The sequence below is a fragment of the Roseivirga seohaensis genome, assembly GCF_001592945.1.
GTDB classification, from domain to species: domain Bacteria; phylum Bacteroidota; class Bacteroidia; order Cytophagales; family Cyclobacteriaceae; genus Roseivirga; species Roseivirga seohaensis.
In genome coordinates this window covers 1-12,686 of sequence record NZ_LRPB01000007.1, presented here as the reverse complement: position 1 = coordinate 12,686, position 12,686 = coordinate 1, and the positions used below count along the sequence as shown (strand labels likewise).

Annotated in this window: 13 protein-coding genes; 8 read left to right on the top strand and 5 right to left on the bottom strand. The window is 39.1% G+C overall.

All coding sequences use genetic code 11. The annotated features are described in order from the left end of the window. Positions 1–304: 304 nt before the first annotated feature. The gene (fbp, locus tag AWW67_RS05045; protein WP_062300547.1) at positions 305–1,300 is read right to left on the bottom strand and encodes a class 1 fructose-bisphosphatase; all 996 of its coding nucleotides are present in this window, start codon (positions 1,298–1,300) and stop codon (positions 305–307) included. A gap of 38 nt (positions 1,301–1,338) precedes the next feature. Here fbp and AWW67_RS05040 point away from each other — a divergent pair, with 38 nt between their 5' ends. Together AWW67_RS05040 and AWW67_RS05035 are read left to right on the top strand one after the other, a co-directional pair. Then, a complete protein-coding gene (locus AWW67_RS05040) occupies positions 1,339–2,631 on the top strand; it encodes an aspartate kinase (RefSeq protein WP_260311322.1) in 1,293 nt (430 codons plus the stop codon). A gap of 19 nt (positions 2,632–2,650) precedes the next feature. After that, the gene (locus AWW67_RS05035) at positions 2,651–3,394 is read left to right on the top strand and encodes a sulfite exporter TauE/SafE family protein (protein ID WP_053224821.1); all 744 of its coding nucleotides are present in this window, start codon (positions 2,651–2,653) and stop codon (positions 3,392–3,394) included. On the opposite strand, the gene AWW67_RS05030 is transcribed toward AWW67_RS05035, so the two are convergent. The 4 genes from AWW67_RS05030 to AWW67_RS05015 are packed head-to-tail and all read right to left on the bottom strand — an operon-like array spanning position 3,391 to position 6,441. After that, positions 3,391–4,188, bottom strand: a complete 798-nt coding sequence (locus AWW67_RS05030) for an endonuclease/exonuclease/phosphatase family protein (RefSeq protein WP_062300546.1) — start codon at positions 4,186–4,188, stop codon at positions 3,391–3,393. The two genes, AWW67_RS05035 and AWW67_RS05030, sit on opposite strands and share 4 nt — an antisense overlap. Before the next feature lie 42 nt (positions 4,189–4,230). Continuing rightward, positions 4,231–5,700 carry an alpha-L-fucosidase gene (locus AWW67_RS05025; RefSeq protein WP_062300545.1) on the bottom strand — a complete coding sequence of 490 codons (1,470 nt, stop codon included), beginning with the start codon at positions 5,698–5,700 and terminating at the stop codon, positions 4,231–4,233. A gap of 59 nt (positions 5,701–5,759) precedes the next feature. Beyond that, positions 5,760–6,218, bottom strand: a complete 459-nt coding sequence (locus AWW67_RS05020) for a DUF2452 domain-containing protein (RefSeq protein WP_062300544.1) — start codon at positions 6,216–6,218, stop codon at positions 5,760–5,762. A gap of 34 nt (positions 6,219–6,252) precedes the next feature. Next, on the bottom strand, positions 6,253–6,441 hold the full coding sequence (locus AWW67_RS05015) for a hypothetical protein (RefSeq protein WP_053224828.1): 189 nt from the start codon (positions 6,439–6,441) through the stop codon (positions 6,253–6,255). 65 nt (positions 6,442–6,506) lie between these two features. Here AWW67_RS05015 and dinB point away from each other — a divergent pair, with 65 nt between their 5' ends. From dinB to AWW67_RS04985, 6 genes are all read left to right on the top strand, one after another. Continuing rightward, positions 6,507–7,616 carry a DNA polymerase IV gene (gene dinB / locus AWW67_RS05010; protein ID WP_062300543.1) on the top strand — a complete coding sequence of 370 codons (1,110 nt, stop codon included), beginning with the start codon at positions 6,507–6,509 and terminating at the stop codon, positions 7,614–7,616. Between the two features lie 66 nt (positions 7,617–7,682). Then, positions 7,683–8,147 carry a MaoC family dehydratase gene (locus AWW67_RS05005; protein WP_053224830.1) on the top strand — a complete coding sequence of 155 codons (465 nt, stop codon included), beginning with the start codon at positions 7,683–7,685 and terminating at the stop codon, positions 8,145–8,147. Positions 8,148–8,376: 229 nt separating this feature from the next. Next, entirely contained in the window at positions 8,377–9,342 is a 966-nt protein-coding gene (locus AWW67_RS05000; protein WP_062300542.1) for a hypothetical protein, read from the top strand. Between the two features lie 2 nt (positions 9,343–9,344). Beyond that, entirely contained in the window at positions 9,345–9,944 is a 600-nt protein-coding gene (locus AWW67_RS04995; protein WP_062300541.1) for a hypothetical protein, read from the top strand. A 267-nt stretch (positions 9,945–10,211) separates the two neighbouring features. Then, a complete protein-coding gene (locus AWW67_RS04990; RefSeq protein ID WP_062300540.1) occupies positions 10,212–11,666 on the top strand; it encodes a hypothetical protein in 1,455 nt (484 codons plus the stop codon). 170 nt (positions 11,667–11,836) lie between these two features. After that, complete coding sequence (locus AWW67_RS04985; RefSeq protein WP_062300539.1) at positions 11,837–12,385, top strand: hypothetical protein; 549 nt, start codon at positions 11,837–11,839, stop codon at positions 12,383–12,385. The last annotated feature ends 301 nt before the right edge of the window (positions 12,386–12,686 follow it).

Here is a 12,686-nt window from a genome sequence, read left to right as displayed (position 1 = left end):
CAGTTATCAGTTATCAGAAAATACAAATTTGGAATTAGGCAGCCAAAATTAATATTAACCTTTTCCACTAAATGAGCCTGCCGTAGCCCGTTTTCTTTTCTTCTTTTCCTGAAGTACGAAGGATCTAAGACATCACCAGCAATGATCTTTTAAGCACAAGTTCCAAAGTTAAGTCAAGCTGTAAGCATCCTTTTCAGCAACACAAATCATTGATTTGAAGTCTAAAACCCAAACCCGTTTTCCTTTCCTGAGGAACGAATAATCTAAAAAACAGATACTGATTAGTCAAACAAGAAGATAACAACTACCCCTCAGAAGCTTCCGCCACCATATTCTTACTACCTACAAAAAACGGTACTCTTTGATGCAATGATGTCGGTTGGATTTCCATAATGCGCTGCATGCCATCAGTAGCTAAACCTCCTGCTTGTTCTGCAATCATGGCCAAACAGTTACATTCATACATTAAACGTAATTTTCCATTTGGGGCTTTAACAGTAGACGGATAAATATAAATTCCACCTTTCAATAAATTTCTGTGAAAGTCGGCCACTAAAGATCCTATGTAGCGAGCAGAGTACCCTCTGTCTTTACACTTATCAATATAATCAGTTACCGACTGCGGAAAACTTTTAGAACCACCTTCATTCACCGAATAAATCGTTCCATCTTTTGGCATTTTCATGTCTTGATGCGACAATAAATATTCACCCAAAGAAGGCTCATATGTAAAACCGTTTACTCCCTTGCCTGTGGTATACACAAACATGGTAGATGAACCGTAAAGAATGTATCCTGCTGCAACCTGGGCCGTACCCGGCTGCAAAACATCTTCCATAGTTACGGGGCTTCCTACTGGCGAAACTCTTCTGTAAATGGAAAAAATAGTACCCACAGAAACGTTTACATCAATATTTGAAGAACCATCCAGCGGATCCATGGCAATAATATACTTTGCGTTTGGGGTCTTCAGGTCAATAATATCTTCATTTTCTTCTGAAATAATGGCCGCTACTTCCCCACCCTTTTGCAAAGCACGGGTAAAACGAATATTTGCCGCCACATCTAAATTTTGTTGTGCTTCACCTTGAACATTCTCTGTACCATAAGCCCCAGTGATATCGGCCAAACCAGCACGATTAATTTCTCTGTTCACCACCTTACCTGCATAAGCCAAATCTCTAATCAATTGAGATAACTCTCCTGAAGCAAACGGAAATGCTTCTTGGTTTTTCATGATGAACCGATCCAAATTTGAACCTATTGGAAGTGCGATACGTGAATTTTCAGCTTTAGACATGTGCAACTATAATTTTAATCTCAGAAAACGTTGATAACTTGCAGCGCGAAATTAACAAAAATAACTCACGAGCATTGAAAGTATTTAAGTTTGGAGGTGCATCTGTAAAAGATGCCGATTCGGTAAAAAATATGACCTCCATAATTGAGGCGAATATTTCCGATCAATTAGTGGTTATCGTCTCTGCCATGGGCAAAATGACTAACGCCTTCGAGAATATTCTCCAAAAATTAATCGATGAAGAAGACTATAAGGAAGCACTTCAGTACGTAAAAGATTTTCACTTTGGAATTATTTCTGACCTCGGTTTGGCCGGGAATCAACAACTAAATCAAGAAATAAATACTGACTTCGAATCGATTCATCACGAATTGGATAGATTCAGCTCTTCAATGGGCTACGATTTTATTTATGATCAAACCGTGTCTTATGGTGAAATTTTATCCACTCGAATTGTAGCGGCATATTTAAATACCCGCCAAATCAAAACCACCTGGCTAGATGCCCGGAAAATGGTGAAAACCGATAACATTCACCGACAAGCCCTTGTAGATTGGGGCGCCACGCAAAACATCATTCGTTCGCAAGTGTCGCAATATGCAGACAGAAGCGTAGTGCTTACACAAGGTTTTATTGGTTCGAATGCTAAGTTTAACACCACCACCCTTGGAAGGGAAGGAAGTGATTTTAGTGCAGCAATCTTCGCCACTTCTTTGAATGCCGAATCGGTAACCATTTGGAAAGATGTGCCAGGTGTACTCAATGCCGACCCGAAAAAATTTGATAATACAGTGCTATTCGATCAGTTGCCTTACAAAGAAGCTGCTGAAATGACGTATTATGGTGCTTCGGTAATTCACCCTAAAACCATAAAACCCTTAGCTCAAAAAGGCATTCCCTTGTATGTAAAGTCGTTTGAACACCCTGAAGCCAATGGCACACTTATTAACGAATGCGTGATTCCGAATTTGGCTCCTGCCATAATTCACAAAGGAAAACAGACCGTTATTTCGTTTAAAATAAGTGACTTCTCTTTCATCAACGAGCAGCATATTCATTTGATTTTTGAACACATCAACAGAAATCATCTTACGATTAATTTAATGCAAAATTCAGCCATATCATTTACCATTTGTATGGACGATAACCCTGTAAAAAGAGAGCAGTTAAGAATGGCCTTAAAAGACGATTTCTTGATTTATTATAATGAAGGTCTAGAAATGATTACGGTAAAAAACTACAACCAGTCCACTATTGATAATCTTATTAAAGGCAAACAAATTATTATAGAACAACGCAGTAGGAACAACTTTCAAGTAGTATATAAATAGTGACCCACTAAATGAACTTGTGTTTTCAGACTTAACATTTATCGATTGGTCAGTAGTTTTGGCCGCTGCTTTTGTTTTGGGTTTATCCAAATCAGGCATCAAGGGCATCAGCATTATCATTGTGGCCTTAATGGCGTTTGTTTTTGACGCCAAAGCCTCCACAGGCATTTTACTTCCTATGTTACTTGTAGGCGACATATTTGCTGTAATCTACTACAACCGTCATGCGCAATGGAAATACCTTTTTAGGCTTCTACCCTTTATGATGTTGGGGGTCATTTTCGGCACTTATGTGGGCAACAGCATGGACGAAGATTCCTTTAGAAAAAGCATGGCCATTGTTATTTTTATTTCAGTGGTTGTTATGTTTTGGTGGGACAGGCGAAAATCTAAAGCAGTACCTCAGCACATTAGTTTTGCTGGCTTAATGGGGCTAACGGCAGGCTTTACCACCATGGTTGGTAATTTAGCAGGCTCGTTCTCGAATATCTTTTTCTTAGCTATGCGCTTGCCTAAAGATGCCTTTATTGGCACTACTGCATGGCTGTTTTTGATCATCAACCTTTTTAAAATGCCCTTTCATGTTTTTAGTTGGGGTACCATTACTTGGGAAACCCTCAAGATAAATTTAGTAGTTATACCCGCCATTCTTTTAGGCCTTTTTATCGGGGTAAAGCTTCTCAAAAAAGTCAACGATAAACTTTTTAGGCAGTTTATTCTGGTAATGACAGCTGTTGGCGCCATCATGATTTATTTTAGTTAATGATCAGGGAGTAACTCCAGCACCACCAAAACGGGTCTATGGTCAGAAGCTACACGTTCATCAATGACGCGTTTCTCTAAAACCCTCCACCTGTGGGCAGGTCGAAAAAGCACATAATCAATTTTTTTGATGGGTTTATCTGAAGGGAAAGTGAATGCATTATCGGCAAATGACCGCTCCCAATCTTTAAAAAGCAGTTGCATGGCCCTGTTTTCAGGCGTTTCGTTTAAATCGCCTACCAATATGGTTGGCACATTATCCCTTTTCAATACCCTATTCAATTCTTCGGCTTGAATATATCGGTTATGGCCGTCCGCTTCATGGTCTAAGTGTGTGCCCACAAAACGAATGGTGTCACCACTTTTGATCACTACATTCACTTCTGCAGCGGCTCTTGGCTCCTTTCCTTCGGTATAAGGCAATGGATGATTTTTTGTTGTTAGGAAAGTAAAATTTGAAAGAATACCTTCTCCATACTCCCCCCCGTCATAATACATGGCTCGAGCAAAAAGTGGCGACATGTTAGTGCGAATACCTAATTCGGTCACCAAATCGTATTTTTTAGAGCGGTTGGTTTTGTAATCAACTTCTTGAAGAGCCACCAAATCAGGTTTTTCTTTACTAATCACCGAAGCAATTAAATCTAAATCAAAGTCGCCTTTGAGCGTTTTTCCATGTAAGATATTGTAGGTCAATACCCTTACAATTCTAGAAGAGTCTGGCACTTGTGCCGAAAGCTGATTCCCTAGCAAAAGCGTGACGAATAGAAAGCTAAGACTTCGAAAATAGTTCATAGTGAATTCTGGTTGATGATTTTAAGCATGGCTTTACGCTAACTATTCTTCCGTAGTAGGTTCGCTCGTTGCCAAGTAAACTTCGACATTACTGATGGTCGGACTTCCCTTGGCATCGGTAAAGGTAATCTTCAATTGACTGGTGGTTACTTGCGGCAATCGAAGTATGCGTTTGTAGCCTATGGTGGTTTCATTGGCGATTTCCTTATAGCCGTCCTCATCCTTCACTTCCACTTTAAACGCTTTAATACGTTGCCCTAGCGGAATGTATTCTTGAAGCACCAAACGATTAAAAGTAGCTTCTTTACTAAAGTTGATCATCAGCTCGCTTTCAATCACATCATCTTCTGTAGCCCAATAGGTATCGTTATATTCATCCAAAATATTGGAAGACAGATAGTTGTTTCCTCTAGTGTTCGAGGCCACTGCTTTTGCGCCTTTGGCCAAGTTCACGGCAAAAGTTTCGTCTAGGGTTTTGCGCAATTCCATCAAGGCTTTTACATCATTCTCATGTACCAAACCCCTCCGATCGACAGGTAAGTTAAGCAGTAAGTTGCCGTTTCTCCCCACGGATTTATAATAGATATCCAGCAATTCCGACAAGGATTTCACTTTATTATCCTGACTTTCGTGGTAATACCATCCTGGTCTGATGGAAACATCACATTCGGCAGGTACCCAATGCGTTCCGTCTTCATGGCCAGAGGTCAATTGTTGATATGGCCCAATGCCTGGAGCAAACTCATTGCGTCTCAGTGGTGCCCAGTTGGTAGCATCGGCAAAACCGTTTTCATTTCCTACCCAACGGACATCTGGGCCGCCATCGCTAAAGACCACGATATCGGGTTGAAGTTCTTTGGCCAACGCAAAAGTACTGTCCCAATCGTAATAGGTTTTTCGGTCTACATTTCGGGTTTCGTTGGCGCCACCATAATAGCCGTCACCACCATTGGCTCCATCTACCCAAAGTTCAAACACCTCTCCATAATTGGTCAGCAATTCCCTCAACTGATTACGATAATAAGTAATGTATTCAGGCTTGCCATAGTCGGCATGGTTCCTGTCCCAAGGCGAAAGGTAAAGCCCCATTTTAAGGCCGTATTCTTTACAAGCTGCCGCCAATTCTTTGATCACATCGCCCTTTCCGTTCTTCCAAGGACTATTTTTCACGGAATGTTCGGTATAAGCAGAAGGCCACAGCGAGAAGCCATCGTGGTGTTTTGCGGTCAGGATAATACCTTTCATTCCAGCTTCTTTGGCCACTCTTGCCCATTGGCGGGTGTCCAATTCCGAAGGGTTGAAAAGGCTTGGCGATTCTCCTCCAAGTCCCCATTCCATATCCGTAAAGGTGTTCATATTGAAATGGACGAAAGCGTAATATTCTAGCTCGTGCCAATTCAATTGTTGGGTACTCGGCAGTGGCCCAATGGGCGCTGGCGGTGGAACTTCTTTAGCGCAAGAGAAGCAGAAAAAGGAAGCAAGAAGTAATACTTGTAGCTGATGTAATTTCATGAGAATTTAAAAAAGTCAGCAACAAGATAAGGAAGAAAGACTAAACTATAAACCGAGACTTAGGCTTCCAAAACCTCCCAAGTATGGTCGGCCAGCAGTTTTACGCTGGAGATAAATTGTTTGAAGGGTTTAGACCTCCCCCATTCCGTTGGGCCTATTAATGAAAGTAAATCCGTTCCGTCTTCGCGCTCGTAGAGGTGATAGGTTTTTCCGATCAAAGGCTCAAAACTCATTTTGGCCATATAAATTCGTTCAGAAACTTCTACCCTTTCTTGAATGGCCTTGGCTTGTTCGGCCAACAGTTGCATTTGCTTATAAATCTGTTTGACCTGCATTTCGGTTTGCTCATGCATGGCCGCCACAGCTCGGCCTTTAATCCTTCCTTTGTCTTCCGGCTTAATCATGGCGCCACCTACCGTATGCGGAAAGCTAATGAGGCCGAGGTTCTCGGTCGTCATTTCGCTCATTTTCTCTAAATCAATCCGATCTAGGTCTATCTTTTTGCCCGTTTTTGTCATGCTGAAAGGTTAACTCAAGTTTAATAAAACTGTTTTACTTTTCTTTAAGGCTATCGATTTTAAGCGAATCCTGAGTATTCTCTTCCGAAGGCGCAATCGATTCCTTCAACAGTTTTTTAGAGCCCGGAAAACTCGTTCTGGTAGTAATATCATAACCCACAAGAATGGTGGCCAGAATGAACAAAATGGCTACAATCACGAATATCTTTTTTTGACGGTTCATAAATGAAAATGACAATCTTTTGAAGAACTGTAAAGTTCATAAAATCGTTGCTTAATTTCGAACCAATGGAGAAAAAGCTGCCCAATACCGATCGCAAAATCATTCATATCGATATGGATGCTTTTTTTGCTTCGGTAGAACAGCTGGATAAGCCCGAGTTTAGAGGCAAACCTTTGGCGGTAGGCGGCAGTAAAGAACGAGGCGTTGTGGCTGCGGCCAGCTATGAGGCCCGTAAATACGGAGTGCGCTCGGCCATGCCTTCCAAAACGGCCTATCAAAAATGTCCGCATATTATTTTCACCCCGCCTCGGTTTGAAAGATACAAAGAAGTTTCAAACGTAATTCGAAGCATTTTTCTGGAATACACCGATTTAGTAGAACCGCTTTCTTTAGACGAAGCCTTTTTAGACGTAACCGAAAACAAAAAGGGAATTCCCTCTGCTACTTTGATTGCCAAAGCCATTCGGAAACAGATTTTTGAAAAAACAGGCTTAACCGCCTCAGCAGGTATTTCCATCAATAAGTTTTTGGCCAAAATTGCCAGCGACTACCAAAAGCCCAACGGTATTACCCTGATTGGTCCTGAAAAAGCAATTTCGTTTTTAGAAAAACTAGAAGTAGATAAGTTTTTTGGGGTAGGAAAAGTAACGGCCAAAAAGATGCACGCTTTGGGTATTCACACCGGCTACGATTTAAAACAGTGGACGAAAGAAGCGCTTAAAGTAAAGTTTGGCAAGGCAGGGTCGTTCTATTATGATATTGTGAGAGGGCATGATTACCGCCCCGTAAACCCTAATAGAATCCGTAAATCATTGGGAGCGGAAAACACTTTTGACCAAGATTTGGTGGAGATTGAGGATATGAAAATGGCGCTTGACCCAATCCTTCAAACCGTTCATAAAAGATTAGAAAAGGCCGACACATTTGGCAAAACCCTTACCCTTAAAATAAAATTCAAAGATTTTAGCCAGATTACCCGAAGCGTTACTCAAACCGAAAACATAGTGAGTAGCGAAACACTTAAACAGCTGACTTTCAATTTACTTGAGCTGGTGAACTGGGAAAATTTTCCGGAAGGCGTGCGCCTATTGGGCGTTACATGCTCTAATTTTGAGCAAGACGAAGCAGAGGAAAATGTCAAAAAAACAGGATACCAGTTGACAATTGACTTTTAGAATTGTTAAAATAGAATAAATTTTAATCGCTAAATCGAGTAAATTTGAGCAATATTGAAGCACAATATGGAAAAGTTAGTTATAGCAAGCCACGCAGAATTTGCAGAACACATTGGTAAGGAACTGGGTGTTTCAGATTACCTTAAAATTGACCAAGAAAGAATTAATGTTTTTGCCGATGCCACACTAGACCACCAATGGATTCATACCGACCCTGAAAGAGCTAAATCTGAAGGCGGTTTTGGAAATACCATTGCCCATGGTTATTTAACTTTATCTATTCTGCCGCATTTATGGGAGCAAATTGCCGATATCCGTAACATCAAAATGATGATTAATTACGGCATCGAAAAGCTTAAATTTAATCAGCCCGTAGTGGCCGATTCTGAAGTAAGACTGAGGGTAAAACTCACTTCTTTGGCCGATTTACGAGGCATTACCAAATGCCAGTTGAATGTAAAACTCGAAATCAAAGACAACCCAAAACCTGCTTTTACAGGTGAAATGATCTTCTTATATCATTTTGAATAAACACTATTTTAAAACGACATAAAATACGCAAAGCCTAACCCGAAAGAGTTGGGCTTTTTTGTTTGTTGGGGGAATATGATCACAACTATACAAATACTGATTAACAGTATCTCCACACAGAATTACACAAGCGCTTCATTAGATTATCACAAAGCAGTAGGTTATTATTCTGATTTTCGGCAACTTCGGGAGACAAAGGTGTTAACGTCAATTACATAGAACCACAAACATGGAAGAAAGGAAATTAGAGGTACTGAGATTCTTCGTATCTCCAAAGGATAATAAAAATGAGAAATTACCCCTATACAATGTAGAAGGAATCGATTTATTCGATAATCTCTTCACCAACCTAATCCCGTTTATTGATGACCTTCCCCCCGATGAACGTAATAAACGAATTGTGCAATTTGGAAAAACCTCTACAGGGGCAACAGTTTTCCATAGAAAAGACGCAATTAGATCAGTTTCTGGCATAATTGAAACAGGGAAATACGGCAAAGAGGAAAATGTAGTTGATATCAACAGGAAGAAAGACGATCTTCCTGTATTTCGAATGATGAAAAATCACGCTCTTCAAAAACCATTTTTCTTTTTGATATGCATCTCATCTAAGAAAAATGAAGGCCTCATATTTCTAGAAAGAGAAGGTCTATTTGGCATTAAACAGGTATTCACCCTCGTTTTAAGTAAATATATAAGTAAAAATTTCCCAGAGAAGTCATTCCATTTTTCAAATTTCATTGATGATAAATTCGTGAAAAAATTCATTAACGAAGGAGTCTATAACAAAATTCGTTTAGTCAGAAATTCTTTACCAGAAGATGTTGCTGAGAAATATGGCCTCGAAAAGTTTAATACTGATGATTTCGTGTTGGAACTTAGTATTCGATCTAAAGGAAAAAGAAGAATTGGAGGAAGTGCTCGAAAAAGAATTCAAGAAATTTTCGAGAATAACCCAAACGGATTCTTCACGTCAGATGACTTTAAAAAAATTGGATTTGATGATGAAGCTTCAATTCACGTGAATTCAACTTACAAAAATTCATCTAGGACAATTAACCTATCAGACACTCTGAAATTTCGACCATACTATGATATCAAAGTCAATATCACATCCACAGGACATTCTGACTTTAAATCAATTGAAGGAGAGTGCATTCAGCTTTTAGAAGATTTCAACCTTGATCTTTATTAAAAATGTCTTCCAAAATAAATGTCATAGAAATATTACTCAAACACAAATCTACTTTGGAAAACCCAGAGGGGAAAATGTTGAGGCGTGACAGAAAACACTTTGTTATTTACCCCATTTTAATAGCGCTCTTATTAAGCATTATCATTGGAATCCCCAATGACAATTTAGTGAACATATTTGCAATTTGTTTGTCTGTTTTTGTTGGGCTTTTTCTAAATCTACTAGTGCTAATTATTTCCTTCGCTGAGAATAAATTAAATATAAAAGATATTAAAAATAGAGCTGAATTGTTGGAGCAGACATTTTATAATATCACCTATACCATTGTCATTTCATTATTTGCTTTGGGTATTCTGTTCTTGGCCAATGTAAAATTCCTTCCGACAGATTTAGTTTTCAGTTATGAGAAAACACTTTGGGAAACCAAGATTCACATTGAGAAATTAGAATATAATCAAATATTGACGCTTATTATTTATTTCATTTTCAATACTGTTTTTGCTCACTTAATTCTCACTCTTTTGATGATAATAAAGAGAATATTTCATCTGTTCAAAGTCGAAATAGAAGAAATAAATGGAAATAAAAACACTAGAAAATAAACCCATGTCGCAGGTTCTCCGATTCATCTGCCAATTGGCAGAACCTCTAAGCCATTATATCGGCATTCCACCTAGTTTATACACTTTGTAGGTATCAGTAATTCTCACCCTTAGAGGGTAGTCAAGCTTATTTTCTAACCATCATATTTGGGTCACCTTTAATGAGCGAATTAATCATTAAGGATGCCCATATCTTTCTTTAAGTTATTTCTGAATGGAAGAACTGTGGGCCAATTGATTTAATTTTTTAACTAAAACCCCAACCCAATGCAAGATTCACAAAATCCAAAAAATGCAAGCTCAGAAATCCCAATGGGTGAGTTGCTAAGCTACCACCAAAAAATGGCAGAAAAGTATAAGGATACCGACCCACTTCAAGTAACCACCAGCCCTGACTTATTGGCCCTTATGATTTTCAATGGCTATTACTCAATGGATAATACACCTGGAGCTTTCTTTACAGTAGACACTAACATTCATATTCAAAATGGATCTTCTACCCCTATTTATGATCTAGCACTCATCATATGTATGGATGGTAAAACTTCTTATCGTGTTCCGTTTACCGGAACCTTTGATGGTACACACCTGATACAAACCGGAACAGCCGCGAATACCTTCGGTATTTCTCTGACTTTTACTCATAGTGGTCAGCAAAATGGCACAACAGCCTCTTTCTCTGGTTCTATTACTCCTTATGGCGGAACGCCTGTAACGGTCACTGGTAAAACCTACAATAACCCAATTCCTTATGCTCAATATATTGGCGAGTATTACGAAACCGTTCCACTTCACCTTAGCCCTAGTAAAACGACTAAAACGATGTTACCTGTAATGAAAATTGAAGACAACTATCAAATTTCATATGACATCACGGGGAATGGAACACTAAGTACTGTTGGTTCATTTTCATACAATTTAAATATGTACTTCTTTTCATTTACAGAAGGAAACAACTCCATTAGCCTAATCATGGGCACGGCTGCCGCTGGTGGCTTTGCCTGCAACAATATGACCGTAAATAACACAAGCCATACTGTTGTTTCAAGATCGTTACAAACCATTCCATTTCCGGTAATGGCATCGAATGAAATACCAAGCCTTACACCAGGTGCTGCTAAAGATTTAGCTCAATTCAGTGGCTATTACTCACTTCCGTCCATTGCTCCACTTGCTTTTATATCAATAGAAGCACAGTATATAAATGGACTAGGCGATGACTATGTGGTTATGATTGGTGTATCATTAGACGGAGTTACTTCTCAAGGTTTCTATTTTGACACTACAATGAGTTTCGTTGAAAATAAGCTGACCATGCCTAATCAGGCCATTACGCTCACTTTCAATAAAGCCTATGATCCGGCTAATAGGTCACTTGCATCGGTTGCGGGAACAGTGATGGGGCATAATAACGTAACAGGCTATACCCTGTTTAACCCAGTGCCACTATCTGCTTTTGGAGGTGTACCAATGACCAACAAGCAGGGTGTTAAATTGACTGTAGTAAACGATAACGAAGTGGTTTATGCTGGCACTCAAATTACTACACCAATGAAAAGTATTCTTTATGTACCTATCATGTACATACTGGCTTATCCATCTACAAACCCAACTACGGTAATGTCGTTTGGAACAGATGGAAAAAGAGGGAACACCTGTATTATCACCGACAATAATGGCATTTACGTAACCTATGCCATACCAAACGAATCTGCGAATTAGAAAGTAGTGTATTCAAATTGAAATGGTCTCTAGGTAACTTTTGGGGCCATTTTTTTTATACTACCTCGTCACTAAAGCATTATTAATTCAACACCGAAACTTGCTAAGTCGGAACTATTTAAGCTATTTTTATACAAGGAGTAATTTCTTGAAAAATCTATAAGCGCAGTATGAAATCGATTTTCTCACTCTACATATTTTCATTATCACTTACCTATGCTTCTGCACAACATTGCCCTTTCGACAATTCGGGGCTTTTAGTGGTTAGCATCGTTGACGCCAAAACAAAAAAACCTGTTACGCACATTCAACCATATTTAACAATAAAGTCTGATTCATACGATACAAAAGAAGCCAAAACTCAAGCCTCAGTTTATCCTTTTTCTCAAGGCGATTCTCTATTTGTTCTCAATCCAAAACACACTGACAAAAAGTGGACTGACGGATACCAACTACAAAAGATCAACTACCATTTTGCAAAGGGCTATTTTATTCGACCTATATCTATGGACTTGGAAGATATTGACAACTTAAATATTGGAGCCTTTAATAAAAATGGGGAAGACTTAGGTATCTACTATACTGTAACTGCTCAAGATTTCTATGATCTTCACGATAATTTCGGACATAATTGGTTTGAAATTTCTAAGCTTAAAAGCACTCCAGCCCCTTCTCACCCCTTTAATAAATTAATAGTAATTGAAATCAATCAAAATTAAGCCACTGTCGCAGGTGCTCCGAACCTGTGACTAACTATGAAATATAGGACTCTGCCCGTGCTTAACCGCAAGACAGACATTAACAACATTTCAATTTTCCTATTCAAATCTTTAGTCCCTTCGTTATCTCAGGGAAGGAAAATAGGCGGTTTCGCTTTAAAGAATGATTTATGATGAAGTAAACATGACCTATATCAGCCACAATTCTCTGTATTCTCACACATTTCAGTTTCTATATTTTTATCATGAAAATGGTTAAAACCATTGCTTATTAGGGCTCATGACATAGCCCACGGTTTAA

Coding starts and splice junctions, on each gene's coding strand:
- fbp (WP_062300547.1), bottom strand. CDS start 1,300: ATGTCTAAAGCTGAAAATTCACGTATCGCACTTCCAATAGGTTCAAAT.
- AWW67_RS05030 (WP_062300546.1), bottom strand. CDS start 4,188: ATGAACTATTTTCGAAGTCTTAGCTTTCTATTCGTCACGCTTTTGCTA.
- AWW67_RS05025 (WP_062300545.1), bottom strand. CDS start 5,700: ATGAAATTACATCAGCTACAAGTATTACTTCTTGCTTCCTTTTTCTGC.
- AWW67_RS05020 (WP_062300544.1), bottom strand. CDS start 6,218: ATGACAAAAACGGGCAAAAAGATAGACCTAGATCGGATTGATTTAGAG.
- AWW67_RS05015 (WP_053224828.1), bottom strand. CDS start 6,441: ATGAACCGTCAAAAAAAGATATTCGTGATTGTAGCCATTTTGTTCATT.
- dinB (WP_062300543.1), top strand. CDS start 6,507: ATGGAGAAAAAGCTGCCCAATACCGATCGCAAAATCATTCATATCGAT.
- AWW67_RS05005 (WP_053224830.1), top strand. CDS start 7,683: ATGGAAAAGTTAGTTATAGCAAGCCACGCAGAATTTGCAGAACACATT.
- AWW67_RS05000 (WP_062300542.1), top strand. CDS start 8,377: ATGGAAGAAAGGAAATTAGAGGTACTGAGATTCTTCGTATCTCCAAAG.
- AWW67_RS04995 (WP_062300541.1), top strand. CDS start 9,345: ATGTCTTCCAAAATAAATGTCATAGAAATATTACTCAAACACAAATCT.
- AWW67_RS04990 (WP_062300540.1), top strand. CDS start 10,212: ATGCAAGATTCACAAAATCCAAAAAATGCAAGCTCAGAAATCCCAATG.
- AWW67_RS04985 (WP_062300539.1), top strand. CDS start 11,837: ATGAAATCGATTTTCTCACTCTACATATTTTCATTATCACTTACCTAT.